At 54.3% G+C, this 25,829-nt stretch carries 28 protein-coding genes; 18 read left to right on the forward strand and 10 right to left on the reverse strand.

The window, feature by feature from the left end; all coding sequences use genetic code 11:
• Positions 1-3: 3 nt before the first annotated feature.
• From edd to pgl, 3 genes are all read left to right on the forward strand, one after another.
• Positions 4-1,818 (forward strand): phosphogluconate dehydratase, encoded by a 1,815-nt coding sequence (edd, locus tag ACFOWX_RS04265; RefSeq protein WP_381421656.1) that lies wholly within the window; start codon positions 4-6, stop codon positions 1,816-1,818.
• A 20-nt stretch (positions 1,819-1,838) separates the two neighbouring features.
• Entirely contained in the window at positions 1,839-2,453 is a 615-nt protein-coding gene (gene eda, locus ACFOWX_RS04270; RefSeq protein ID WP_381421658.1) for a bifunctional 4-hydroxy-2-oxoglutarate aldolase/2-dehydro-3-deoxy-phosphogluconate aldolase, read from the forward strand.
• Positions 2,454-2,526: 73 nt separating this feature from the next.
• Complete coding sequence (gene pgl, locus ACFOWX_RS04275; RefSeq protein ID WP_381421660.1) at positions 2,527-3,234, forward strand: 6-phosphogluconolactonase; 708 nt, start codon at positions 2,527-2,529, stop codon at positions 3,232-3,234.
• A 33-nt stretch (positions 3,235-3,267) separates the two neighbouring features.
• On the opposite strand, the gene ACFOWX_RS04280 is transcribed toward pgl, so the two are convergent.
• The 3 genes from ACFOWX_RS04280 to ACFOWX_RS04290 all read right to left on the reverse strand — a co-directional run bounded on the left by ACFOWX_RS04280 (position 3,268) and on the right by ACFOWX_RS04290 (position 5,943).
• The gene (locus tag ACFOWX_RS04280) at positions 3,268-3,675 is read right to left on the reverse strand and encodes a PilZ domain-containing protein (RefSeq protein WP_381421662.1); all 408 of its coding nucleotides are present in this window, start codon (positions 3,673-3,675) and stop codon (positions 3,268-3,270) included.
• A gap of 173 nt (positions 3,676-3,848) precedes the next feature.
• On the reverse strand, positions 3,849-4,313 hold the full coding sequence (dksA, locus tag ACFOWX_RS04285) for an RNA polymerase-binding protein DksA (protein WP_381421664.1): 465 nt from the start codon (positions 4,311-4,313) through the stop codon (positions 3,849-3,851).
• 697 nt (positions 4,314-5,010) lie between these two features.
• Positions 5,011-5,943 (reverse strand): hypothetical protein, encoded by a 933-nt coding sequence (locus tag ACFOWX_RS04290; RefSeq protein ID WP_381421666.1) that lies wholly within the window; start codon positions 5,941-5,943, stop codon positions 5,011-5,013.
• A 226-nt stretch (positions 5,944-6,169) separates the two neighbouring features.
• On the opposite strand from ACFOWX_RS04290, the gene serS reads away from it, so the two are divergent.
• The 5 genes from serS to ACFOWX_RS04315 all read left to right on the forward strand — a co-directional run bounded on the left by serS (position 6,170) and on the right by ACFOWX_RS04315 (position 11,293).
• Positions 6,170-7,450 carry a serine--tRNA ligase gene (gene serS, locus ACFOWX_RS04295; RefSeq protein WP_381421668.1) on the forward strand — a complete coding sequence of 427 codons (1,281 nt, stop codon included), beginning with the start codon at positions 6,170-6,172 and terminating at the stop codon, positions 7,448-7,450.
• Positions 7,450-8,220, forward strand: coding sequence for a 5'/3'-nucleotidase SurE (surE, locus tag ACFOWX_RS04300; protein WP_381421670.1), 771 nt, complete (start codon positions 7,450-7,452; stop codon positions 8,218-8,220). Before serS ends, surE begins: the two co-directional genes overlap by 1 nt.
• 69 nt (positions 8,221-8,289) lie before the next feature.
• Positions 8,290-9,405, forward strand: coding sequence for a peptidoglycan DD-metalloendopeptidase family protein (locus ACFOWX_RS04305; RefSeq protein WP_381421672.1), 1,116 nt, complete (start codon positions 8,290-8,292; stop codon positions 9,403-9,405).
• Positions 9,402-10,433 carry a potassium channel family protein gene (locus ACFOWX_RS04310; RefSeq protein ID WP_381421674.1) on the forward strand — a complete coding sequence of 344 codons (1,032 nt, stop codon included), beginning with the start codon at positions 9,402-9,404 and terminating at the stop codon, positions 10,431-10,433. Before ACFOWX_RS04305 ends, ACFOWX_RS04310 begins: the two co-directional genes overlap by 4 nt.
• A complete protein-coding gene (locus ACFOWX_RS04315) occupies positions 10,430-11,293 on the forward strand; it encodes a diacylglycerol/lipid kinase family protein (protein WP_381421676.1) in 864 nt (287 codons plus the stop codon). Before ACFOWX_RS04310 ends, ACFOWX_RS04315 begins: the two co-directional genes overlap by 4 nt.
• A gap of 17 nt (positions 11,294-11,310) precedes the next feature.
• Here ACFOWX_RS04315 and ACFOWX_RS04320 read toward each other — a convergent pair whose 3' ends face one another.
• Entirely contained in the window at positions 11,311-11,811 is a 501-nt protein-coding gene (locus tag ACFOWX_RS04320; protein ID WP_381421678.1) for a DUF1761 domain-containing protein, read from the reverse strand.
• A 10-nt stretch (positions 11,812-11,821) separates the two neighbouring features.
• Here ACFOWX_RS04320 and rimO point away from each other — a divergent pair, with 10 nt between their 5' ends.
• Entirely contained in the window at positions 11,822-13,216 is a 1,395-nt protein-coding gene (gene rimO / locus ACFOWX_RS04325) for a 30S ribosomal protein S12 methylthiotransferase RimO (protein ID WP_381421679.1), read from the forward strand.
• A gap of 32 nt (positions 13,217-13,248) precedes the next feature.
• Here rimO and ACFOWX_RS04330 read toward each other — a convergent pair whose 3' ends face one another.
• The 3 genes from ACFOWX_RS04330 to ACFOWX_RS04340 are packed head-to-tail and all read right to left on the reverse strand — an operon-like array spanning position 13,249 to position 14,454.
• Complete coding sequence (locus tag ACFOWX_RS04330) at positions 13,249-13,548, reverse strand: DUF1971 domain-containing protein (protein ID WP_381421681.1); 300 nt, start codon at positions 13,546-13,548, stop codon at positions 13,249-13,251.
• An 11-nt stretch (positions 13,549-13,559) separates the two neighbouring features.
• The gene (locus ACFOWX_RS04335) at positions 13,560-13,997 is read right to left on the reverse strand and encodes a hypothetical protein (protein WP_381421682.1); all 438 of its coding nucleotides are present in this window, start codon (positions 13,995-13,997) and stop codon (positions 13,560-13,562) included.
• 4 nt (positions 13,998-14,001) lie between these two features.
• Entirely contained in the window at positions 14,002-14,454 is a 453-nt protein-coding gene (locus ACFOWX_RS04340) for a group III truncated hemoglobin (RefSeq protein ID WP_381421684.1), read from the reverse strand.
• 80 nt (positions 14,455-14,534) lie between these two features.
• Here ACFOWX_RS04340 and ACFOWX_RS04345 point away from each other — a divergent pair, with 80 nt between their 5' ends.
• A complete protein-coding gene (locus tag ACFOWX_RS04345) occupies positions 14,535-14,969 on the forward strand; it encodes an RrF2 family transcriptional regulator (protein WP_381421686.1) in 435 nt (144 codons plus the stop codon).
• A 128-nt stretch (positions 14,970-15,097) separates the two neighbouring features.
• Positions 15,098-16,648, forward strand: a complete 1,551-nt coding sequence (locus ACFOWX_RS04350) for a flavin-containing monooxygenase (RefSeq protein WP_381421688.1) — start codon at positions 15,098-15,100, stop codon at positions 16,646-16,648.
• 50 nt (positions 16,649-16,698) lie between these two features.
• Here ACFOWX_RS04350 and ACFOWX_RS04355 read toward each other — a convergent pair whose 3' ends face one another.
• Entirely contained in the window at positions 16,699-17,553 is an 855-nt protein-coding gene (locus tag ACFOWX_RS04355; RefSeq protein WP_381421690.1) for a DUF3298 and DUF4163 domain-containing protein, read from the reverse strand.
• A gap of 45 nt (positions 17,554-17,598) precedes the next feature.
• Between ACFOWX_RS04355 and ACFOWX_RS04360 the strand changes: the two genes are divergently transcribed.
• The 6 genes from ACFOWX_RS04360 (at position 17,599) to ACFOWX_RS04385 (ending at position 22,999) form a co-directional block, all read left to right on the forward strand.
• Positions 17,599-18,990, forward strand: a complete 1,392-nt coding sequence (locus ACFOWX_RS04360) for a leucyl aminopeptidase family protein (protein ID WP_381421692.1) — start codon at positions 17,599-17,601, stop codon at positions 18,988-18,990.
• A 28-nt stretch (positions 18,991-19,018) separates the two neighbouring features.
• Positions 19,019-19,924 (forward strand): C40 family peptidase, encoded by a 906-nt coding sequence (locus ACFOWX_RS04365; protein ID WP_381421694.1) that lies wholly within the window; start codon positions 19,019-19,021, stop codon positions 19,922-19,924.
• An 87-nt stretch (positions 19,925-20,011) separates the two neighbouring features.
• Positions 20,012-20,947 carry an N-acetyl-gamma-glutamyl-phosphate reductase gene (gene argC, locus ACFOWX_RS04370; protein ID WP_381421696.1) on the forward strand — a complete coding sequence of 312 codons (936 nt, stop codon included), beginning with the start codon at positions 20,012-20,014 and terminating at the stop codon, positions 20,945-20,947.
• Between the two features lie 67 nt (positions 20,948-21,014).
• Positions 21,015-21,470 (forward strand): antitoxin Xre/MbcA/ParS toxin-binding domain-containing protein, encoded by a 456-nt coding sequence (locus tag ACFOWX_RS04375; RefSeq protein ID WP_381421698.1) that lies wholly within the window; start codon positions 21,015-21,017, stop codon positions 21,468-21,470.
• A 9-nt stretch (positions 21,471-21,479) separates the two neighbouring features.
• Complete coding sequence (locus ACFOWX_RS04380; RefSeq protein ID WP_381421700.1) at positions 21,480-21,983, forward strand: RES family NAD+ phosphorylase; 504 nt, start codon at positions 21,480-21,482, stop codon at positions 21,981-21,983.
• Between the two features lie 173 nt (positions 21,984-22,156).
• Positions 22,157-22,999 carry a hypothetical protein gene (locus ACFOWX_RS04385; RefSeq protein ID WP_381421702.1) on the forward strand — a complete coding sequence of 281 codons (843 nt, stop codon included), beginning with the start codon at positions 22,157-22,159 and terminating at the stop codon, positions 22,997-22,999.
• A gap of 6 nt (positions 23,000-23,005) precedes the next feature.
• Here ACFOWX_RS04385 and map read toward each other — a convergent pair whose 3' ends face one another.
• On the reverse strand, positions 23,006-23,833 hold the full coding sequence (gene map / locus ACFOWX_RS04390; protein WP_381421704.1) for a type I methionyl aminopeptidase: 828 nt from the start codon (positions 23,831-23,833) through the stop codon (positions 23,006-23,008).
• A 44-nt stretch (positions 23,834-23,877) separates the two neighbouring features.
• Positions 23,878-24,942 carry a DUF5694 domain-containing protein gene (locus ACFOWX_RS04395; RefSeq protein ID WP_381421706.1) on the reverse strand — a complete coding sequence of 355 codons (1,065 nt, stop codon included), beginning with the start codon at positions 24,940-24,942 and terminating at the stop codon, positions 23,878-23,880.
• Positions 24,943-25,040: 98 nt separating this feature from the next.
• On the opposite strand from ACFOWX_RS04395, the gene ACFOWX_RS04400 reads away from it, so the two are divergent.
• On the forward strand, positions 25,041-25,799 hold the full coding sequence (locus ACFOWX_RS04400) for a competence/damage-inducible protein A (protein WP_381421707.1): 759 nt from the start codon (positions 25,041-25,043) through the stop codon (positions 25,797-25,799).
• Positions 25,800-25,829: the final 30 nt, after the last annotated feature.

Here is a 25,829-nt window from a genome sequence, read left to right on the forward strand (position 1 = left end):
ATTATGAATCCCGTCGTCGAAAAAGTCACCAACCGCATTATCGAACGATCAAAGTCCGGGCGTCAGGCCTATCTGGACCTGATTTCACAGGCTCGCGACAAGGGCGTAAACAGGGACGCCTTGTCCTGCGGCAATTTGGCGCATGGCTTTGCCGCTAGCGGCGACGACAAGCCCGCCATTCGGGGCGGCAAGGCGATGAATATCGGCATAGTTTCCGCCTATAATGACATGTTATCAGCGCATCAGCCCTACGGCCGTTATCCTGAACAGATTAAGATATTCGCGCGCGAACGCGGTGCAACGGCGCAGGTTGCAGGCGGTGTTCCCGCCATGTGCGACGGCGTGACGCAGGGGCAGGACAGCATGGAATTGTCGCTTTTCAGCCGCGACAATATCGCCATGGCTGCCGCCGTTGGGCTAAGCCATGGTATGTTCGAATCCGCCATGTTGCTGGGTCTGTGCGACAAGATTGTACCCGGCCTGCTGATCGGTGCACTGCGATTTGGTCATTTGCCGACGATATTGATCCCTGCAGGGCCGATGCCATCGGGTTTGGCCAATAAGGAAAAGCAGCGCGTGCGCCAATTGTTTGCCGAAGGTAAAGTCGGCAAGGAAGAATTGCTGGAAGCAGAAGCTGCATCCTATCACGGTGCTGGCACTTGCACCTTTTTCGGCACGGCCAACAGCAACCAGATGATGATGGAGATGATGGGCCTGCATATGCCGGGGTCCAGTTTTATCAATCCCGGCACCAAATTGCGTCAGGAGCTAACCCGTGCGGCGACGCATAGGCTCACCGAAATTGGGTGGGACGGCGATGATTATCGCCCGCTCGGCCATTGCGTCGATGAAAAAGCGATTGTGAACGCCGTCATTGGCTTGCTCGCCACGGGCGGGTCGACCAATCATGTGCTGCATATTCCCGCTATCGCCCGTGCTGCGGGGATCATAATCGACTGGAATGACATTGATGAGCTGTCATCGGTGACGCCGCTTATTGCCCGTGTATATCCCAATGGTTCGGGCGATGTGAACTATTTCGCGGCGGCAGGCGGAATGCCCTTTGTCATTCGCGAGCTGGTCGGCGCAGGTTTGGCGCATGATGATATCTTGACTGTATATGGCAAAGGCCTGCGTGATGGAGCAAAGCAGCCCGATATGGACGGGGAAGCGCTCATTTGGCATGATGCGCCAGCGTTGTCCGCAGATGACACAATGCTGCGCCCTGTGACTAGCCCGTTTCAACCCGATGGCGGTATGCGGCTGGTTACGGGCAATTTGGGCCGGGCCACCTTCAAAACCAGCGCCGTGGAAAAGGAACGCTGGACAATCGAAGCACCCGTCCGGATTTTCAGCGATCAGAATGACGCGGTCGCGGCGTTCAAGGCAGGCGAATTGGAGCGCGATGTTATCATCGTTATCCGGTTCCAAGGGCCAGCGGCCAACGGAATGCCCGAATTGCACAAGCTGACCCCTTCGCTTGGCGTGCTTCAGGACCGCGGATTTAAGGTGGCGTTGCTAACCGACGGACGTATGTCCGGGGCATCGGGCAAGGTTCCCGCCGCCATCCACTTGAGCCCAGAAGGCGCAAGGGGCGGGGCAATTGCGAAGTTGAAAGACGGCGACATCGTTAGGCTCTGCGCCAACAAAGGCACGCTCAACGCACTGGTCGATGCGGCGGAGTGGGATGCCCGTCCGCTGGCCGCTGTCCCCCATGACGGAATTGGCACCGGCCGGGAATTATTCGCAATTATGCGCGCCACCGCAGACGAAGCCGAAAAAGGCGGGTCTGCTATGCTCGCAGCGGCTGGTTTGTAATTTATTTTCAGGAGTATGAAATGGAAGCAGTAGAAAAGGTGATGCGCACGTCACCGGTTATTCCGGTGTTGGTGATTGAGGATGTGGCCCATGCCCGGCCGATTGCAGAAGCGCTGGTCGCGGGCGGTTTGCGGGTGCTTGAGGTAACATTGCGCACGCCAGCCGCATTGGATGCAATTGCTGAGATGAAGAAAGTGCCTGGCGCGATTGTCGGTGCTGGCACCGTGATTAACGTCGCCGGGCTGGAAAGCGCTATTGCAGCGGGCGCCGAGTTCATTGTTTCGCCCGGACTCACCGATACGCTGGGCAAAGCAGCGATCGCGCGCAATATTCCGTTGTTGCCCGGTATCGCCAACGCGGGTGATATTATGCGGGGGCTGGACCTTGGTCTGACGCATTTCAAATTTTTCCCGGCAGAGGCAAATGGCGGATTGCCCGCGCTCAAATCTCTGATCGGACCATTTGGCCAGTGCAAATTCTGCCCCACGGGCGGGATTAAGCAGGAAACCGCATCCGATTGGCTTGCGCTTGAACAGGTTCTTTGCGTTGGTGGCAGCTGGTTGGTAGGAAAGGGCGAGCCGGATTCGGCGGCGATCACCGCAGCAGCAAAAGCGGCGGCCGCTCTGGCGCATTGATCCTACCGGCCGCGCAAAAGCGGCGCAGGCCGAAGTTGTGGGCCTTTAATAATGATTTGGGAGTGTGGCATTTATGGCAGAAGAAATTGAATGGTGGGATTTTGATGCGCAGGATGAATTAGTTGATCAGCTTGCGGGTGACATTAAATTCATCATCGAAAGCGCATTAGATGCCCGTGGTCAGGCATTGGTCGCCTTTCCCGGCGGTTCAACGCCCGCTCCGATATTTGCCAAGCTTGCCGAATCTTCTATTCGTTGGAAAAATGTGACGATCATTCCGACCGATGACCGGCTGGTTCCGGTTGATAATCCTTTGTCCAACGTAGCGATGATCGCCAAGGCATTTTTGCCGCTGGGCGCGCGCGTGTTGCCGTTGAATAGCGAGGCGGAAGATTACAAGCTAGCGGGCAGCGCGGCCAATGCGCGGCTGCAGGATTTACAATGGCCACCTGATCTTATCTGGCTGGGCATGGGTAAAGATGGGCATACAGCGTCGATATTCCCTGGTCCTGATCTGGATGAAGCAATGACAGCAGGCGACGATATTCGCGCCGTTGGCGTTGCGCCGGATCCGCTGCCCCCCGAAGCGCCGGTTAACCGCGTGACTTTGACCGCAAGTGCAATAGCGAGCGCGAAGACCACTTTGGTGGTGTGCAATGGCGCAGAGAAAAAAGCGGTGCTGGATCAAGCGATTGAGGAAGGCGCAAAGTCGGCATATCCAATAGGTAAGGTTTTGGCGAAAATTCCTGTGCCGGTGGATATATATTGGCTGGATAATTAAAGGGCGCGCCCCGAAGTTAAACCGATTCCCGCCTTATATGCGGCGCAACCGGCTTGGGTCGGTTTTAATCTTCGACGCCTCATCAAGCTTCTTCAGGTAAAGCGGTTTGTCCGCCTGATTTGACCCAGTAGGCTTGCGGGCGGCTTTAGGATCGATGGGATGATCAAAGGCGATGCCGATGCGTCCCTCGGTCACCCACGCGACACTGCCGCTGATCCAACCGATATTGCGCAAATTAACTTCGGCTTTTTCGCCGCGTGTCACGCGGACGGGGGCTTCCGCCATCAAACCGCCAGCAGACAAATTGCGGATACGCACTTCGCCTTCGGCCTCTGAAGAGGGAAAGCGTAATATTGCTTTTAAAAACAAGCTGTCCCGGTCCTGACCGCGTTTAATATCGGCAGGGCTGCTAACGGAATGTTTTTCAAAGGCTTCGTTCATTTTGCGCGGTTCCGAAATGCTTTTCAGTTATGTTATCCGCCATGATGTGACAGATAATCGTAGCAAAAAGGTTAACGCCGGTATGAATTGTAGAATATTGTAAAGGCGAAAAATTATCGCTTGATCAGCCATTCGGCCCTATCATCGGGCCAATCCATGGGTAACGCCGAAGGTTAATCGTCGCGCGAAACGCGCTCTTGCCGTTCATGGCGCTCCTGCGCTTCCAACGTCATGGTTGCAATCGGCCTAGCCTGAAGCCGTGCCAGCGATATTGGTTCGCCTGTCACCTGACAATAACCATATTCGCCTTCTTCGATCCGGCGCAGCGCAGCGTCAATCTTTGCCACCAATTTACGCTGACGGTCCCGGGTCCGTAATTCTATGCCCCAATCGGTTTCGCTCGATGCGCGATCATTAAGGTCAGGTTCGCGGATCGGTGCATCCTGAAGCTGATTCAACGTACCGCGCGATTCTTCTAAAAGCTCATTACGCCATTTATTCAGCTGATTTTTGAAGAAGGCCAATTGCCTTTCATTCATAAATTCTTCGCTGTCGCTGGGGACATAATCGGGATCAAGGTCAATGTCCAAGCCATTATGTTTATTGGCTTTATTGTCTGATGTGGCGCCTGCGCCCATTATATACTCTCCGCCATTTTTTTACGGCTAATGCTCATGCCGATTCAAAAGCCTACCGCTTAGCGGCGGCGTATAGACTCGGGGCGATAATGGCACAAGACCCAATTGGTAAAGCGCAGGTGCAAGCGGCGAAAAGCCAGTTTCGTATGAGTCACCGATCAACGCTTTACCAAAAAACAGTTCCACATCGGGACGATTGGGCAGCAGGCCACAGATTTTTCACAAAAAACAACAATGGACAGGCTCAAACAGGGTTAACGCGATTGTCGGCCTGCTTTTCTTCTGTCTTTCTAGGCCCATCCGAAAGCGGTTGGTTTTGTTCATATTGGTGAAAAGACCCAAAGCTTTCCAAGCTGAAGAAGGTTATTATTATGTCAGTACGCATGGCTTTAGCAAAATTATGTGCCTGCACTTGCGGGGGAGCACTCATTGGTGGGGGCGCGGTTTCCGTGACCGCAGGGGCACCGGGACCAGAATATCAACAGGTTCGTAAGGTCAGCTACGCCAAGAAAAAGGTGAAGGCGCGCAAAGTCGCTGCCAAAGCGCCCACACGGTCGACCAAAAGAGTGCGCCGCGTTGTACGGACAACAAAAACAACGACCAGCTGCACACCGAGCGTGGTGAAAATCGCAACGCAGCAAGCGGCTCCTTTGCCGCCCGTGCCATTACCTTATGTGCCGCCTCCTGCACCGATACCTTATGAAGGCGGCTTTGGCGGCAGCGCACCTGTTCTTGTCGGCGGCTCTGGCGGGTTCAGCGGCGGCGGCTTCGGCGGCGGCTTCTTTGGCGGCTTCTCCGGCGGCGGTGGCGGCGGCGGTACCGTCGTGATCTCGTCAACCTCGAGTGGCGGCGGCGATGGTGGTTCCAATGGGGGCGTCGTTATTGATATCGACAATAGCAATAACGGCGGTTCGACCAGTTCTTCGACAGGTGGTTTCTCATCGACTGGTGGTTCGACCAGCTCTTCAACGGGTGGTTTTTCTTCAACCGGCGGCTCTACCAGTACTTCGTCGGGCAATATCAGCAGTTCATCAGGCAATGTTAATGTGTCTTCATCGACCGGCGGCGTAAGCAGCTCGTCCGGAAATGTTAGCTCGTCAACGGGCGGCGTCAGCAGTTCGAGCGGCAATGTCACCGGCGGATCATCTTCGTCTTCGTCGAGCAGTTCGTCATCGAGCAGCTCCTCATCCAGTTCGTCATCATCTAGCTCTGGCGGTGTTACGAGCACCGGCGGCATGACAAGTTCCGGTATGACCAGCTCCGGCATGACAAGCTCGGGCATGACTAGCAGCGGCGACCCGCATCCATCGAGCAGCGGCAATACGTCGAGCGGCAACACGTCGAGCGGCAACACCTCGTCCGGCGGTTCAAATGGCTCCTCCGGTGGGTCATCAGGCGGTTCGTCCGGCGGCAGTTCTTCATCCTCGTCGAGCAGCAGTTCATCAAGTAGCAGCTCGTCTTCGTCCAGCGGTGGTTCCAGCGGCAGCTCCAGCTTCGGCGGATCAACCGGCAGTTCCAGCTTCGGTGGATCGACCAGCAGTTCGTCAGGTTCAACATCGACCAGTTCGTCGTCCTCAAGTGGGGGTAGCACGTCAAGTGGTGGCTCAACCGGCGGTTCAACCGGCGGCACCGATGTTCCTGCACCCCCAATGGTCCTACTCTTTGGCGCAGCGGCAGCCGCAATGTTTGCCCGCCGCCGGTCAAAGAAAAAGGCGAATGAAAATCAGGTCGCTTAATTACGGCACCAAACAAGTTCAACGTTCAAGCAAAAGGGCGGTCAGCAATGGCCGCCCTTTTCGATTCAGCCCTCTTTCCTATTGCCTAAGCCTTGGCAGGGCGGCATAGCCCGCTGCATTATGCATGACTTAAAATATATTCGTGAAAATCCCGAAAGCTTCGATGCTGCGCTGGCGCGGCGCGGGGCTGAACCGGTTGCCGCAACGATCATCGAATTGGACGCCACAAAGCGCGCCGTTCAAACGCAATTGCAAGAAGCGCAGGCCCGCCGCAACGACGCATCCAAAGCGATCGGCGCTGCCATGGGCAAGGGCGAGAGTGATAAGGCGGAGGCGTTGAAAGCGGAGGTCGCTGCGCTCAAGACCAAAATGCCTGAAATGGAGGAGCAGGAGCGGGATATTACGGCAAAGCTAAACGCGCTGCTTGCTGGCTTGCCTAATCTGCCTTTCGATGATGTGCCGGAAGGCGCGGATGAAAATGACAATGTGGAAATTGGCCGCTGGGGCGAGCCGCGCATATTTGATTTTGAAGCGAAAGACCATGCCGACATCGGCCCGGCGCTCGGCCTTGATTTTGAAACCGGCGTGAAGATTTCCGGCTCCCGCTTTACTTTCATGCGCGGTGGCATGGCGCGGCTGAACCGAGCGCTGGGGCAATTTATGCTCGATCAGCAGACGGCGGTGCACGGCTACAGCGAATGCGCGACGCCCTACCTGGTGCGCGATGAGGCGGTCTTTGGCACAGGGCAACTACCTAAATTTGCCGAGGATTTGTTTCAGACCACCGATGGCCGCTGGTTGATCCCCACCGCCGAAGTCTCGCTGACCAACAGCGTATCAGGCGAAATATTGGAAGACGCGGCGCTGCCGATCCGCTTGACCGCGCTGACCCCTTGCTTCCGCAGTGAGGCCGGCGCGGCGGGGAAGGATACCAAGGGCCTGATCCGTCAGCATCAATTTGAAAAGGTCGAGCTGGTGTCGATCACCCGCCCCGAAGACAGCGCGGCGGAGCATGAGCGGATGACCGGCGCGGCGGAATCGATCCTGCAAGCTCTGAAGCTTCCTTACCGTAAATTATTGCTGTGCACTGGCGACATGGGTTTTGGCGCGCGCAAAACTTATGATTTAGAGGTCTGGTTGCCAGGGCAGGGGCTATATCGCGAAATTAGCAGCTGTTCAAACTGCGGGGATTTTCAGGCGCGGCGGATGAATGCCCGTTTTCGCCCTGAAGGGGAAAAGCAAACCCAATTTGTCCATACGCTTAACGGATCGGGTCTGGCCGTGGGCCGGACATTGGTCGCTGTCATCGAAAATTACCAGCAAGCCGATGGCAGTGTCATCATTCCCGAAATATTACGCCCCTATATGGGCGGTATCGAAAAATTGGAGCCTGCCGCCTGATGCGTATACTTCTGACCAATGACGACGGCATAAATGCCCCCGGCCTCAAAGTGCTGGAGGCAATTGCGCGTCAGTTTAGCGATGATATCTGGGTTGCGGCTCCGGCGGAGGAGAATAGCGGCGCGGGTCATTCGCTCACGCTCACACATCCGGTCCGGATACGCGAACATGGGCCAAAAAGGTATTCTGTAACCGGCACGCCCACCGATGCGGTGATGCTGGCGGTGGGAGTGATCATGAAGGACACGCCGCCCGATATCATCTTGTCCGGCGTCAATCGCGGCGCAAATTTGGGCGATGATGTCACTTATTCCGGGACAGTCAGCGCCGCGATGGAAGGCACGCTGGCCGGTGTCAGGTCGGTCGCGCTGAGCCAGGTTTTTATCAAGGCAGCCTCCGGCGATAATGTGTCCTTTGACGCAGCCGAGCAATGGGGAAAAAAAGTCCTAGAACCGATTATCGGCATGGATTTTGCGCCCCGCACGCTGATCAACATCAACTTCCCCGCCATGGCCGCCGATCAGGTAAAAGGTATCCGCGTAGTGCGGCAGGGATTTCACGACTATGCCCGTGCAGCCATTGTAAAAGGCACCGATCCGCGCGGCTATGATTATTATTGGTTCGGCCTGCATGGCATCGAACATACGCCGGAACATCAAACCGACTTGGAATCGATTGGCGACGGCTTTATCTCCGTAACGCCGCTTCAGCTGGACCTGACCCACCAACCGTCATTGGCCCATTTGGGGCAGGCTTATGGCGGAGATTAGCATCGTTGATGAGCGGGCGCAGCCGCTATTTTATTGGCATTAACCGATTCTGCTCGTAAAGACATCTGCATGAGTGGGCATCATAATCGGACATTGGTCGCAACAATATCGCTAAGCGCGGCTGCCATGGCGGTTTCGGCCTGCATACCGCAAGGTTCGGGTGATTATCGCATAAACGGCACGGCAAGCTCTGGTGCGGCCGACATCCGCCCGACCGAAAGCGCGCCGCAGCTGGTTCCCGAAAATGAAGTGATAAACACGACGCCGAGCTGGAGCCCGGCCATTGTTGAACGCAATTCGCGGCAGGTCGATGGCGGTAGCTATATGGTGCAACCCGGCGATACTTTGTCCAAAATTGTTTCGGAAACCGGGGCATCTTTGGCAGATATTGCGGCCGAAAATGGCCTTTCCCCGCCCTATATTTTGCGGGTAGGTCAGCGGCTCACCATCCCAACTGGCCTGTATCACAGCGTGAATGCGGGCGAAACCGGCATCGCCATTGCGCGGGCCTATGGCGTCGCGTGGAGCGATATTGTAGCGGTCAATGGATTGGAAGCGCCCTATATTCTGGGTGTTGGGCAAAGGTTGAAATTGCCCGCTGGCGCCAGCGGCGGCGGTGAGGGCAGCTATGCCGTCAATAATGGCGATTTGTCCCCGGAGCAACGCGCCGCACGGTTCAGCTTAAATATTGACGATGTTGTTACCGGCAGCGAGCCTGCATTCGCGCAGACCAACGCGGGCCTACCGTCCAATCCGATTGTACGAACCAACTTTGCCGCAGCGGTTGACCGGCCTGCGGCCTTTGGCGGGCGATTTGCTTGGCCGCTGTCGGGGGCAACCATTTCCAGCTTTGGCAGCAAAGGCGGGGGAAAGGTCAATGACGGTATCAATATTGCCGCTGAATTGGGCACCGCTGTGGGCGCATCGGGCGATGGTGTGGTTGTCTATAGCGGCAATGAAATTGGCGTTTTCGGCGGCCTAGTGCTGGTCGATCATGGCGGCGGATGGGTGACCGCCTATGGCCATTTGGGCGAGCTGACCGTCGCGCGCGGGGACAAGGTAAAGGCTGGACAGAAATTGGGCAGCGTTGGGGAAACCGGCTATGTTGACCGGCCCCAGCTGCATTTTGAAATCCGCCGGGACCGCAAGCCGGTTGACCCTGTAACAATGTTGCCTGCACGATGAGCGGCAAGGCGCCTTTGGGTAATTACCGAACGCTAACCCGTAAATCGGGTTTGCCTTTGTGGGCCGATGTCATGGTGCGGGTTGGCTTTGTCCTTGGCCTTGTGGGAATGGCGATCGCCGTCCACTGGTTCGACCGAGAGGGGCTGAAAGACAATTACGACGGACATATCAGTTTTCTAGATATCGTCTATTTTACAATGATTTCCATCACAACCACTGGCTATGGCGATATTGTTCCGGTTACCGAAACCGCCCGGATGTTTGATGCCTTGGTAGTTACGCCGATCCGCGTGTTTGTGGTGTTAATCTTCCTTGGCACGGCGTATAATTTCGTGCTGCAAAAATCATGGAACAGGTGGCGTATGAAAATATTGCAACGCAATTTAACAGGCCATATCGTGGTGATCGGCTTTGGCGTTTCCGGATCCGAAGCTGTCAAAGAGCTTATTGGACGGGGACAAAATCCGCGGCAAATAGTGGTCATCGATAGCGGCGACGACAATTTGGAAAATGCCGAAAAATTGGGCTGCAATGTGTTGAATGCCGATGCCACCCGTGACCAAACATTGGTCAGCGTTAGGGTAAGGCAGGCAAAAAGCGTGATCGTTTCGGCAGGGCGCGATGACACGTCGATCCTGATTGTTCTCACGGTCCGGCATCTGGCCCCCAATGTGCCGATCAGCGTGGTTGTCCGCGCATCGGATAATGAGTTACTCGCCCGTCAGGCCGGGGCCAATAATGTTATCAATCCGGTCAATTTTGCAGGCTTCCTCCTCGCTGGTACCTGCCATGGCGAACATATTTCCGAATATATGAGCGACCTGGCCACCGTGAAGGGGCGCGTTATGTTGCGCGAACGAGTGGTCAGCAAAGACGAAATTGGCAAGCCTTTGCGCGGGCGCGAAAATGCAGTTGGGCTGCGCGTATACAGGGGCGAGAAGGCCTATGGATTTTGGGAGCCGGAAGCGGGCAGCCTGCAAGCAGGTGATACGATCGTTGAGATTATTCCTAACGTGGATACGCTTTGAACCGGCCATTCATTGCAATAGCGTATAATCCCAAATCGGGCAGCTTTCGTCTGGACCGTTTGGAACAGCTGGCATCAGCCTACGATGCCGCAGGTTATGATAGCTTGTTAATCGACAGCTATGCGCCGGATTTTTTAGCACAGGTTAGCGGTGCAGCGCAGCTCTGCGTATCGGGCGGTGACGGCACGCTGCGCGATGTGATCGCCCGGCTAAACGGCGCAGAAACCATACCGCCGATCAGCATGTTTCCCGGCGGCACCATCAACCTTGTTGCCCGGGAGGCTGGTTATCCGGCTGATATTCCTGCCTTTGTTGCGCGGACAACGGGCCCGCATGCCGGCGAATTGCGCGTGCACCATCATGGTGTTGCCGGGAATGCGTCGATGCTGGTTTGCTTGTCCGCTGGCCCAGAAAGCTGGGCAGTTCATTTGGTTTCCGAAGATTTGAAGAAACGAATTGGACGTTTCGCTTATGCTGCGGCCTTTGCTAAACTGCTCTGGCGCTGGCCTCGTGTGGCGATTCAGGTGCGGACCGATGAGGCCGAATATCGCTGCGAAGCTGTCTTTGTTCTCAAGGGGCGCTATTTCGCTGGTCCTTGGATGATCGATCCGGCTGCCGACATGATGAATGATCATTTTAATCTGCTGTTATTGCCAGTGGCGCGGCGACGCGACTATCTGCGGCTAATACTCGCGACAATTATCCACCCGGCATTGGGTAGCAAAAAATGGCTGCGGCTCCCGTCCCGGACCGTGGATATTGAAGGGCCGGAGCGGGTTCCGGTGCAAGTGGACGGTGATATTGCCTGCCACTTACCGGTTCAAGTTCGGATGGCGGAAAACAACATCATATTCGTGTAAGTGTCTGAGCCCCGCACCTATGCGCCTAGCAATATGAATACCCCGCCCATCACGGCGTAAAAGGTGATCCAATATCCAGCGTCGATGAAAAATAGCCGGCCCGATTTATGTGAAAACAGATAATTGCTTCCGATCGCAGGCATAATGAAGCCCAATGCGATACCGACCGACATCATCATGATGATATGCGCTTCGCTAACTCCCGTTCGGGCAAGCAGATGGCCCAGCATGACAGCGGAAAGCAGGCTGAAAGCAAAGGTAAGCCCGTAAATTTTAACAGCGTTACCCTTGGCCAAGTTTTCTTCGGTAAAGCCATGTTCTTTCATCCATGCTTTACCAAATATCGGCCCATACCATAATCCGCCCACCATAAACGCAGATACCGCAGCGGCAAAGACCGCCAATAGATTGATATTTCCCATAAAGTCCCTTTCTTGTTGGTCCCACGCCTGCCCCGCAATCTGTTGCAAAAGGCTGTGCGATACTTGCTCGTAAATACCATTGATGACAAGCGGCATGAAAGCGCCTATGCGCAAGCCCGTTATGGCTACTAAAATTCAACAGGCGCCCAAAGTGGGCATGGTTTCTCTCGGCTGTCCCAAAGCGCTGGTCGACAGCGAGCGGATCCTTACCAAATTGCGCGCCGATGGCTATGATATGTCGCCTGATTATGCAGGGGCAGACGTTGTGCTCGTCAACACTTGCGGCTTTTTGGATTCGGCGAAAGAAGAGAGCTTAGAGGCGATTGGCGAAGCGATTGCCGAAAATGGCCGGGTGATCGTCACCGGGTGCATGGGCAATGAGGCGGAGCTGATTATGAACCGCTTTCCTCAGGTGTTGGCGGTTACTGGCGCGCATCAATATGAAGATGTCGTGGGCGCGGTGCATAAAGCCGCTCCTCCTGCTCGCGGGGCATTTGTGGATTTGGTGCCCAATTTGGACGCGATTGGCGGATTAAAGCTAACCCCGCGCCATTATAGCTATTTGAAAATTTCCGAGGGATGCAACCATAGCTGTTCTTTTTGTATCATTCCCGATTTGCGCGGCAAGCTGGTCAGCCGCCGGATTGACGCGGTGCTGCGCGAGGCGGAAAAGCTGCTTGCTGCTGGGACAAAGGAGCTGCTGGTTATTTCGCAGGATACATCGGCCTATGGCGTCGATACACGGCATGAAGCGAAAATGTGGAAGGACCGGGAGGTCCGCGCCCATATGACCGATCTGGCGCGCGAGCTGGGACAGCTTAAAACCACGGATGGCCATGCGCCGTGGACAAGGCTGCATTATGTTTATCCCTATCCCCATGTAGACGCCGTGATACCGCTGATGGCTGAGGGGCTTTTGACGCCTTATCTCGACATTCCGTTCCAGCATGCAGCGCCATCGGTGCTGAAACGCATGAAGCGCCCGGCAAATGAGGCCAAGGTTTTGGAGCGGTTGCAAAATTGGCGCAGCATTTGTCCTGAAATCGCTGTACGTTCGAGCTTCGTTGTTGGGTTTCCCGGTGAAAGTGAGGCAGATTTTGAATATCTGCTCGGTTGGCTGGAAGAGGCGCAGTTGGACCGGGTGGGGGCGTTCCGATTTGAGCCCGTTGAAGGCGCGCAGGCCAATGCGCTTGACGGTGCAGTTCCAGAAGAGGTCAAGGAGGAGCGCTATCAACGGATCATGGCAAAAACCGCCGCGATCAGCGCCGCGAAATTACAGGCGAAAATTGGCCGCATCTTGCCTGTGATTATTGATGAAGTAGGCGAAGCGGATGAAGATGGCAGCATCGGCGCCACTGGCCGGTCACAGGCCGATGCTCCGGAAATTGACGGAAATGTATTCCTGCGTGATGTGGCTGCTGACTTGCGGCCGGGTGATATTGTCAATGTTGCCATAGAGGATGCAGACGAGCATGATTTGTTTGGCGTGGTGGAAAGATAACAGAGCCGGCGTTTTAAAGGCGCGGCCTTGCGCTATTCCACGCGGTAGAAATCCAGTTTGATTTCCGTGTCCCAGTTCAGCTCCAGATGGTGCGGTCTGATCGGCGGGATGATGATATGCTCGCCTGCGCTGAGCAAAGTTTCGGTGTCCCTAGTTTCATTATCGCTGTCATCCCAGATGAACAATATTTGCCCATCCAGAACTTGCAGTTTCACCCAGCAGCCTTCTTTGACATTATGCCGTTTCTGCAGGCCGGTCGGTACTTGATCGGCCTTCCACGGGCCAAGCTCGCGGTAACAAATCGCACCTGCTGGGATTTCCGCGTCTGGCATTATGTGTTCCTTCAAAATAGTAGTGCACGGAACGCAACCATCGCGACACCAAATAAGGCGAGGCAAAACGGAATTGTTAGTATTTGGGCAGCAACCGCGCCGTAAGACATAGAGCCAGTATTGGTTTGCAAAGGACCAATGCCTTTTTGAAACAGGCCGGGCCGTTCGGGTGCGTTCATGTTGAATAGTAAGCTTGCGGTACCAAAATACATCACGACGTATCCGATGCTTATTGTCAGCATGAAAATCGCTCCAGCGCTATGGCCTGTTGCAAATCCCAGGCCAGCAAAGAAAACCGCATAAGAAGCGAACATGGCTTTCCAGATCGCAGACGGTATTTCCAAGCCGCTATGCTCTGGCTGCGGTTTTGTAACTGGAAGTTCGATTGTCTCGGCTGGTGCAAAGTCGGCATATTCTGTGACAGACGCAATGTTCATTTGATGAAGCATGATATTATCCCTTCCTTTGTTTGTTTGGTAATTTGCCGTCGCGGTGGATGCGGATGCCGGTCAGCAAGCTGTCGGCGATCATGTCGGCGCGGGCGTGAATGGTTTTGGTTGCCGCGTCATTGATTTCAATTTCCTCTAATGTGGCGCGGAACAATTTGAGCCAATGTTCAAACTCAGCCTCTTCGATGCCGGGAATGGCGACATGCTTCATCATCGGGTTCCCCGAAAAACCGCCGCTTTTATAAAGGATGGAACTCCAGAAGGCCTTCATTTTGTGCAGATGCGTAGGCCAATCGTCGATACGAGTTTGAAATATTGGGCCCAAAAGCGTGTCTTCACGCACACGGGCATAAAAACGTTCGACCATGTTGGAGATGAAACTGGGGTCAATACCGATGGCTTCGGCCTTTATGGTTTTATCTTCCCGAGCAGCAATTGTTTTTGGATGTGGTTCCATCGTGACGACTCAATAAGTGGTATTTGAAATACATCTTATGAATGCTTGCCGATTAAAGCAACATATAATATACCACTTTTATGAGATTAAGCTTACACACAGATTATTCGCTAAGAATGCTGATGTTTTTGGCGCAGCATGGCGAGATGGCGTCGATAGACCAGATCGCGGCGGCTTACGGGATTTCGCGCAATCATTTGATGAAGGTTGCGGCGCGATTGGCTGAACTTGGCTATATTGAGCCAAAGCGCGGACGCGGTGGCGGCATTATGCTTGCGATGGTGCCGGATGAGATCAATGTCGGTGCCGTAGTGCGATCAGTGGAGAATATATCCGGTTTTGTGGAATGTTTTGATGCTGAAAATAACAGCTGCATCATTGCCGGAGGATGCGGTTTACAAGGCGCGCTGTCGGCGGCGCTAAGGGATTTTTTGCGACGGCTCGACGGTTATACACTGTCCGATATAGTTCCGGACAGGAATAGATTTGCAAAGCTATTGGCTGCCGCAGTTTGATCAAGGCGATGGGCACCATGTTTGCAATTGTAAGGGACCTCGGGCTTTTATCCGTTGCAATCTGCAACCATATGGATAAGCTAATCGCTCGATTAAACGTATGAGAGAGATGCATCGGGAGAGTGAGCATGGTGAGCACGCCAGACGCAGTTAGCGTAGCATCAGAAAGGATAGCAGACGTCGATGTTCTGATCGTCGGTGCGGGTCTGTCCGGCATTGGCGCAGCGGCGCATCTGACCATGCAATGTCCGGGCAAAAGCTATGCCATTGTGGAGCAGCGTGCTGATATGGGCGGGACGTGGGATCTGTTTCGGTATCCCGGCATTCGCTCTGACAGCGATATGCACACGCTGGGATATAGGTTTAAACCATGGCTGCATGAAAAAACGATCGCCGACGGTCCGGCGATTTGGGACTATGTGCGGGAAACCGCCGAAGAATTTAACATCAAACAGCATATCCATTTTCGCCACCGGGTGATTAAGGCCGACTGGTCGAGCGCGGATGCGACTTGGACGGTGACGGCGCGGCGCGAAGAGGATGGTGCAGAGGTCCAGTTTCGGGCCAATTTCCTGTTCATGTGTGCGGGCTATTATAATTATGACGAAGGCTATAAGCCCGATTTCCCGGGCGAGGAAAATTTCAAAGGGCAGGTGATCCATCCGCAGCACTGGCCGGATGATTTCGACCATGCGGGAAAGAAGGTTATTGTTATTGGGTCGGGCGCGACCGCCGTAACCATTGTGCCAGTGATGGCGCAAACGGCGGCAAAGGTAACGATGCTGCAACGATCGCCGACCTATATGGTATCTCGCCCCGCTATCGATCCATTTAGCCGGTTTATGCGCAAGATATTGCCCGAAAAAATTGCTTATGCGGTCACGCGTTGGCGCAATATCAATTGGCAAAGGCTGGTTTACTGGCGCGCGCGGTCTGCACCGGATAAAATGGCGAAAACATTGCTCGATGAAGCGCGCGAAGCCATGCCCGGATACGAAAATTTCGAAACCGACTTTGTGCCGCGCTATGGCCCGTGGGAGCAGCGGCTGTGCCTTGTCCCCGATGCAGATATGTTTGATGCAATCAACAAAGGCAAGGTGCAGGTGGTGACTGATCATATCGATCATTGGACCGAAACCGGGATCAAGCTGAAATCTGGAAAAGAGTTAGAAGCTGATGTGATTGTCACGGCAACCGGGCTTAACTTGGTGCTGTTGGGCCAAACCGACCTGAGCGTAGATGGCAAACCCATCAATTTAGCCGACCATGTCAATTATAAGGGCGTGATGTTCAACGACATCCCCAACATGGCCAGCGTTTTTGGTTATGTGAATGCCAGCTGGACATTGAAAACCGATATAGTCGCCGACTATGTCTGCCGGTTGCTGAATGTCATGGATGCCAAAGGCGCGAAAATAGCCAATCCGCATTTGGACGAACCCGGCATGCCGCGCCTTCCTTTTGTCGAAGATTTTTCCTCCAGCTATTTTGCACGCAGTTTTGACAAGCTCCCCAAAAATGGTGACCGTCATCCGTGGCGCGTTCTGCAAAATTACGCGGCGGAAAAAAAGATACTGACGAAGGATCCGGTAGATGACGGCGTGATGATTTTCAGCAACGCGAGCGCCAAGATGGGGGATAGCGCCGATACCACCGACGTGATGGAGGCGGCGGAATAACGGTTATTGCGGCAGCGGTGGCGACGCTCAAATACTTATGAGTATACGGCCTAGGTCTTGACCCTAAATGCATTCCGATATTCTGGCTTGACCGCCTGCAAGGCGGCCTGTGTCACTGGCAGAGTGACTTCATACGCGCCCTCGGCGTACGGTCCAGCGCTATAAGGCCCTATCAATATTCCGATTTTGTCAAAATGCACCTTATCGGTTGATCCCAAGATCACGGTATTTTCAGCGGGGTTGATACAGGCGTCAAATTCCGGAATGCTTGATTTATCATCTAACCCCTCGCGCTTTTTGGCTCGTTGCCGGTCGAGCTGGGTACAAAAGGCTTTGACGATGGATGCAGTGAAGGCAGTGTCCGACGTGAATAGGTCCAGCGGTTTCATCCGTTTTCCTGCCTTTTTATCCCATAGCAGACTGTCGAAACCATAATTGCCATGCGCCCCGCCGCTATAAGAGGAAATTGTGGCGGATAGGCTTAAGTAACGCGGAGTATCGGCAACGCGTTGCCATTCGGCACCATAGGAAAAACCACGATATTCATAACCATTTTCCTTGGCATCTTTTTCGGCCTCCGCGACATCGGATAACAATGCGGCCTTGTCTTTTTCAAGCTGCGCATCGAACCAGCTTTTCAATGCGGCGATCCGGCCGGCCTCTGCCGGGTAGCTGAAGCTAAATGAATAGCGGTCATTTTCTTCAGCAATGCTGCGGCCAGATGCGCCGGACGCTTGGGCTGTTGCCCCGCCCGCCGCTGCCCGCGCGGAGGCCTTGGGTATAGTACCGACTGGATTGTCTTGATTGATTTTATAGGTTTTTTTATTCTCTGCACCGGGGGAGCAGCTGGGCAACAGGGCAAGCAATCCCAATATCCCTGTCGTTAAAAAAATGCGGCTATGCATCAAAACAATCTCCCCCAAGCGGCAAATAGCGGTTAATGGATATGAATGACAGATTATCATAAACTTATCGCGCCGGATACGGGCCAAGATGCGAAAAGCATACTAGTTGTTCAAACCAGCAATTTTGGCGAATGGCTAACGGCCCAAAGCGACCGGATACGGGGGATGGTCGCAGCTCATAAATTCACGGGCGGCGCAGGTGAGCTGGCGATCCTTTCAGGCGAAAATGCCGGTGACTGGTCAATATTGATTGGTGCAGCAGATATCAGCAAGCTGGACGTATGGGCGTTGGCCAAGGCGGCCGAAAGTTTGCCTGCGGGCTGTTACCGGTTGCAAGGCGCAGAGGCCGGTGATGCAATGCTTGGCTGGATATTGGGGCAATATAGCTTTGACGAATATCGTGACGCGAGCCAGCGGGAGGGTGCCCGGATATTATTGGTTCAGGAACCAGGACGCATTGACACCGTGGTTGCGCAGGCACAGGCAACCGCATTCGTCCGTGATTTAGTCAACCGGCCAGCGGGTGATTTGGGGCCGGAACAGTTGGAAGCCGAAACGCTGAAAATCGCAAAAAAGCACAAGGCCAAGGTGCAGGTTACAAGCGGCGATGCGTTGGAAAGCGGCTATCCGATGATCCATGCTGTGGGCCGGGCGGCGGCACGGGGATTTGGCCCGCGCTTGATTGAGGCCCATTGGGGTGATGAACGCCACCCGCGTATAGCGGTGATTGGCAAAGGCATTACCTTTGATAGCGGCGGACTGAACATGAAAAGCGGCGCCGGTATGCGTATTATGAAAAAGGATATGGGGGGCGCGGCGCATGCGCTGGCGCTGGCCGACCTGATCATGGCGGCGCATTTGCCGGTGCGGTTGCATCTGTTGATCGCTGCGGCCGAAAATTGCGTTTCCGGCAACGCGCTGCGTCCCGGAGATATTGTCAAAAGCCGGAGCGGGATTACCGTTGAAATTGACAATACCGATGCCGAAGGCCGCCTGGTGCTGTCCGATGCCTTTACCAAGGCAGGTGAAGATACGCCCGAATTGATGATCGATTTTGCGACGTTGACCGGCGCGGCGCGGGTTGCGCTGGGACCAGATTTGCCCGCCATGTTCACCAATGATGATGCGCTGGCCGAGGCGATACATGACGCTGGGAACTTAGTCAGCGACCCCAATTGGCGGCTACCGCTGTGGGATGACTATGCCGATATGCTGGCCAGCGATGTTGCTGACACCGCAAATAGTGGCGGCAGCTTCGCAGGGTCTGTGACCGCAGCCCTATTTTTGAAGAAATTTGTGCCGGAGAATACCCGCTGGGTGCATTTTGATACATATGCTTGGCGGCCTGCAGCAAAGCCGGGCCGGCCAAAGGGTGGGGAAGCGCTTGGCCTGCGTGCGGTATTCGGCTATCTGGCCAAAACCTATCCAGCGCGATAGGCAGGGGATATACGCGAAAGGTAGTAATTTGGCCGATAAACAGCCAGCCATAAAAGCCCGGCCAACCTTCACATTGGAGGGGCATAGTTTTGTCGGTGACAAACGTACAACGCCGATACGCGGTGATCTAGCGGATATAAAGCTCGCCGGGTTATTATTCGCGCCGCATTATGCCGTGCCGATGATACGTAGCTGTATTTTACCATCTGCGATGATGCATGAGCGAGCAGATGGCGACTCCACGGGCATTAGCGAGCTGATTTACGGTGAAGATTTTGCCGTCCTTGATGTTTCGGGTAAATGGGCCTGGGGCTACACCGTGCATGACGATTATCTCGGCTATGTCGATTTGGACGCATTGGGGGAGCGGCCGGTTGCAACCCATGTGGTCACCAGCCGCAGCGCTACCTTGCTTGCTGCACCCGACGCCAAGGCGAACACACTGGCGCGGCTGCACATGGGGGCAAAGCTGGTTTGCGGCGAAGCGGATGAAAGCGGTGAATTTTTAAGCTGCGATGACGGTTATATTTTTCGGGACCATGTCGCAGCAGTTGGTCAGGTTGAGGACGATCCGGCGGCGCTTGCCGAAAAATTGATCGGCACCCCCTATTTATGGGGCGGACGCAGCGGCCATGCAATTGATTGCAGCGGGCTGGTGCAGCTGGTCTATGGAATTAAGGGCATATATTTACCGCGCGATACCGATTTGCAGCAGGATGTTGTTGGAACCCAGCTTGCCGATGGAGAACCGCTCCGCCGCAATGATTTGGTCTATTTCCCAGGCCATGTGGGGATCATGCAGGATGCAGATACCATCATCCACGCAACCGCGCATCATATGCAGCTGGTAGCGGAACCGCTAAGCGATGTTGTGGCCCGCAATCAACCAGAGGATGGCGGCCTCGCGATCACTGCGCGGCGACGATTGCTTTAAGGCAGTTGCATAGAGGCTGTTTGTGAGCGGCCCAGATGGTTCCTTACACCTTGATCCAGGGTAGCAGTGAAAACGAGTTTTAAGCCTATGACAAAGAGTATTTTTATTGATGGCGCGGCTGGTACCACCGGCCTTGAAATCGCACAGCGGCTATCGGGGCGCAGCGAATTTGCGCTAATCTGCCTTGATGAGCGGCGGCGAAAGGATATATCGGCCCGGCGTGAGGCGATGAATGACGCGGATTTTGTGATCCTCTGTTTGCCGGATGAAGCAGTGAATGACGCCGCCGCCATGGTCACAAGCGGTGATACTGCGATTATCGATGCGTCGTCTGTCAACCGGGTAGCGGACGGTTGGACCTATGGCTTTCCTGAGCTGAAACCCGGGCAGCGGGAGGCGATTGCAAAGGCCAAGCGGGTGAGTAATCCGGGCTGTTATCCCACAGGTTTTCTGGCATTGCTGGCACCGTTGGTGTCTGCGGGTCTGCTTCCGGCTGACTGGCCCTACACGGTCAATGCTTTGTCCGGCTATTCGGGCGGCGGTAAGGCGATGATCGCGCGTTTTGAGGAGGCGGGCACTATTGCCGCGCGCGGCTATGGCTATGATCTGGCGCATAAACATCTGCCGGAGATGCAGAAATATGCCGGACTGTCGCATCCTCCGATATTTGCGCCAACGGTCGTGAACGCATTTCGCGGTATGATCGTTGAAATACCGCTGCCATTATTTGCGATGCCGAGTGCCGCTGCGGCGGGGACGTTGCGGGACGCGCTGGCGTCGCATTATGCTTCATCGCCGCTTGTTACCGTGGCAGGGGCCGCCATACCCAGCGAGCTGTTAATGTTGGACGGGGCCGATGGGCGGGATGATTTGCAGCTGTTTGTTGCACCGGCGGCAGACGGGAAAAGCGCCCGGTTAATCGCCATGCTCGACAATTTGGGCAAGGGCGCAAGCGGAGCAGCCGTGCAGAATTTGAATATCATGGCGGGTTTGGATGAAGCAGCGGGGTTGCGAATAACCTAGCAATGCTTGACAAACGTTTGATGTCATAATATATGGTCCATATATAGACAAAAATACGGACAATGTTATGCAATATCCTGATACCAAAACCGCTGCTTCCAAATCCGGGGCTGTGCGTGAAATGCCGATGACGTTTGCTGCGGGGCCGGGCTTTCCGGGATTTGGAGGCGCGTTTCTGGACGGCTTTTTCACCAAAAAAGGTCTCATCGATATCGCCAAAATGCTGTCGGCATTTCATATGTCGCGGGCACAATTTGCCGAAACAACCGGACTGCCGTTGACCACCGTTACCAAGGCCGACCGGTTAAAATCCGCCAAGGCACAAGGAAGGATGACCGAAATGCTTGAAATCATTGCCCGTATCCGCGATTGGGCCGGCAGCGACACGCAGGCCATGGCTTGGTACCGGTCCCAACCTATCCCGGCATTGGATGGCCGCACGGCGGAATCGCTGGTGAAATCGGGCGATGCGGCGGCAGTGCGCGATTATCTCGACCATATGGCGCTCGGCGGTTTTGCGTAAAGCGCGCCGATGATTTTCAAAGGCCGAGCATGGCGGGCGCATGATCCCCGCTGGTCGTGGCAACCGACATCGGGACGCGGCGCAGCGATAACAGGCGGGCGGTTTAATGAGCGCGGGCAGGAGGCACTCTATCTCGCCTTGTCCCCGATCACCGCGCTGGCCGAATGCACGCAAGGTTTTGCGAACCGGATGTTGCCGCTCACTTTATGTGAATATGATATCGACATGGCCGACATCATCGACCTAACCGATGCGGCGACGCGGGAGGCAGAGGGCGTCAAGGAAGCGGACATGGCCTGCAGCTGGCTGCGCATCAACCGCGAAGGCAAAATCGCTCCGTCGCAAAAGCTCGCTCGATCCCTTATCAAAAAAGGCTATAACGGCGCAATCGTGCCGAGCTTTGTGCCTGATATTGAAACAGGTTCGCACAATCTGGTGCTATGGCGGTGGGGCGACCGCCCGCTGAATAGCGTGAAGGTGTATGATCCAGAGGGACGGTTGGAGAAGGGGTGACCCGCAATTTTCTTGTGAGGAAAGAAGCGTTACGGGAAAACAAAGCAGCTCAGCCAATACTGGATTGGTTCAGTGTAGTCGCAATGACGCGCGAACGTTCAGGTGGAGCAGGGACAAGTGCAGCATTAGAATATCAAGGCAGAGCAAAAAAGTGAAGATTAGAGTTAAGCATTATGAAATTAGATGAAAAAAGATCTGATGAAATGCAAAAATCTCTTGAGCACATTAGCGATTCATTGAACGAAATGATGCGTCCGTTGATTGCTGCATTGAGTCAGTTGAACTTAAATTGGGAAAAGATCGAATTTCCCAAGATCGAATTTCCAAAGATTAAACTGGCTAATAGCCAGAACGACATCCTTAAAGAGGTCGATCTTGAAGACAAGCTATGCAAGAGATTTGAGGATGCAGGGTGGATTGCTCATTATACATCGCCGTGGCGGATCGCAGAAGACGCAAGCCTTGAGCCAGACCTACTCGATCGTAAAACACAAGACTACTATATGAATGAATGGCCTGAGATATCCGAAGTGTTTATTGACAGTGTGAATAAGAGTGATGTTGATTGTGAGGCTAAGAAAACATTCGCAGAAGCTGTCGCTGCACATACACATGGTCTGTACCGTTGCGCCCCGCGACTTCTATTCCCTGAAATTGAGCGTGTCTCTAGATCTGAAATACACGACGGTGAACAAAAGCCTATAACTAGTCAGAAAGACCTACAGAGTCTTATCGCTGAGCTGACGCATGCAGAAATGGCACCATTTGGAGTGGCAGCGTTTCGATTTTACGTGAAGCTGGTAAATCATGTATATCTCCAAACAGACAAAATGAATAACGCTGATGATATCAATGCGGTATTTAACGATCCTGTTCCAAATCGCCATGTCGCATTACATGGACTATCATCCTATTCGACTGTCCAAAACAGCTTGAATGCAATCATCTTCACCGACTACATTTTTCAATCAATCTCCAAAATCAAGCAAAATCAAAGAGAAATAGCAGAGTATTAATACCCCTCAATAAGGCGGTCTATCCAACCCTTTGGGGCTACTCGTAAATATCTCGGCGCCATTTTCGGTGATGCCGATGCTATGTTCAAACTGTGCGGACAGGCTGCGGTCGCGGGTTACGGCGGTCCAGCCGTCATCCAAAATCTTGCCCCCGGGCTTGCCGATATTGATCATCGGTTCGATGGTGAAGAACATTCCGGGGCGGATTTCGGGGCCCGTGCCCGCGCGGCCCGCATGGAGTATTTCCGGCGCGTCGTGGAACAGGCGGCCCAGACCATGGCCGCAAAATTCGCGCACTACGCCGTAGCGATGCGCTTCTGCATGTTTTTGGATAGCGGCGCCAATATCGCCGATATGATTGCCGGGTTTGGCCTGCTCGATACCCAGCATCAGGCATTCATAAGTCACATCGACCAGCCGCCGCGCCTTTACCGGCACATCACCGACAAAGAACATCCGGCTGGTGTCGCCATGCCAGCCATCCAACTGCGGCGTCACATCAATGTTAACAATGTCACCATCGCGCAATTTCTTATCCGATGGAATGCCGTGGCAGATCACATGGTTGATCGAGATACAGCAGCTATGCGTATAGCCGCGATATCCCAAGGTTGCCGGAACAGCGCCCGCCGCAATCGTCATGTTGCGGACAATATCGTCCAATTCTTCGGTGGTAACACCCGGCACAACATGGGGCACAAGCGCGTCCAAAATCTCGGCTGCGAGCCGCCCGGCATTACGCATGCCTTCAAAACCTTCGGCCCCGTGCAGTTTGATGGTGCCGTCCCGGGCAATGCTGGCCTCTTCAGGCGATACTGAAATATATTTGTCCATAAGCCATTATATACGCCATGATTACGCATTTTGCGAGGGCAAGTTTATTTCAGGATAGATTCTACATCAACCAGTTGCACCTCATGCATCATGTCAAGATAGGCATCATAATAAGCCTTGTGCGATGCGCCGACGATATTGAGCACGCGTGCGCCCGGATGGTTGCCGAATGCCGCGCGGATATTGGCCACCATGCGCAAGTTGCGGGTTTCCCACCAAGCGACATATTGGCGGCCATAGAGTTTCGGCGTGTTATCTTTCAGGGCATTGCCGAAATCCACGCTTATGAGAAGACGCTGTGTCTGGGGATCATTGAGCGCACGATAATAAGCGATGATGTCGCCGCTTTCCAAATTTTGCGCCTGCTTTTTATTATAATCCGCCATATCCGGGCCGGTAGGCGCGCTCCAGATTTTCTGAATGGCAGCTTCAAAGTCTGAATCCACCAGTTCGTAAATGCTGTCCGCGGTGTGGTCATCCACCGCATATATCCGTTGCAGGCCAAGCCGGACGGCAAGATTTACGGCAATCTCATAGGTTTCGTTGGGCTTTGCACCGTCCCGCTGCAATATTTTTAACAAAGCCCCGTCAACTCCATTGCCTTCCTTGCGCTCTGCCATGGGCAATTGCAGCCATTGCACTTGCGCAGAAGGCCGGTCTCCTGCGGCCAGAAACAATGCCGCGAGATGGCGGCGCTGCGCAGCGGAGGGCTTTGATGGCCAATCTATAAGTGCTTTTTCAACCTGGGCCATCGCGGCGGGAACAGTCAGGCCGGTTGCTTTTTCCGCCTCGGCCGTCCCCCAGCAATAATCGTTGAATATATTCGGATAACGCGCCGGATAGCGGTTCACAATATCGCATTGTTCGCCGGACAGGCCCTCATGCGTAATTACCGTAGGATTATAGGCAGCCAGCCTATCCAGCAATGGTTCGAGCATTTGCGTGGTAACCGGCTGTTCCATTTGGCCCAGATGCGCGCTGCCCAATGTCAAAACCTGCGTTGGTGGTCCCGCCTGTTCGCCTTTCCAACTTTTGGGATCAAAAGCAGGTGTCTGCGCTGCCACCGAGGTTGCGCATAAAAGGGCAATGAACGAGATCAAAACACGCATATTCTATCCTAATGCTAATTTAGTGTATCAGTAGTATAATACAGATTAGGCGCAAGTGTTTTATTGGACTTTGTTTGGCTTTGTGGCAGAGGAGAGTTATGGATAAAAAACGCATCTACACCGCCGCAATCGTCATCATTGGCGATGAAATCCTTTCCGGTCGCACACAGGACAAAAATATTTCGCAAATTGCCCTGTGGCTGAATATTCAGGGGATACGTTTGCAAGAAGTGCGGGTTGTTGCCGATGACATGGATGCGATTGCACAGGCCGTGAATACGCTTCGGGCGGCGCATGATTACCTGTTTACCACAGGCGGGATTGGCCCCACCCATGACGATATAACGGTCGATGCCATTGCCGCCGCGCTGGGCGTGGAAGTAGTGATCCATCCAGAGGCGAGTGCGGTGCTGCATAAATATTATGAAAGCCGTGGCGGGATTAATCCCGGCCGGCTGCGCATGGCGCGGGTGCCCGATGGAGCAGAACTGATCCCCAACAAGATGTCGGGCGCACCCGGCATCCGTATCGGCAATATCTACATTATGGCGGGCGTTCCGCATATCACCGCCGGTATGCTCGACGCGCTGACCGGCACGTTGGAGGGCGGCGATCCGTTATTGTCGCATCAGGTCGGTTGCTGGGTCGCGGAAAGCGAAGTCGCTGCGCTGCTATCCGATGTCGAAAAAGCGCATGAAGGGTGCCAAATTGGCAGCTATCCCTTTTTCCGCGAAGGCCGTGTGGGCGCAAATTTCGTTATCCGGTCGGTCGACCCGGTGAAGCTTAATCAATGTTCAGAAGCACTGAAATCCGGCCTTGAGGGGCTTAGCTATCCCGCGATTGATGGCGGCATTTGACGCTGCTGGATCGATTGTCGTTCATCCGCC

It is taken from the genome of Sphingorhabdus arenilitoris (assembly GCF_042651485.1).
Lineage (GTDB): Bacteria > Pseudomonadota > Alphaproteobacteria > Sphingomonadales > Sphingomonadaceae > Sphingorhabdus_B > Sphingorhabdus_B arenilitoris.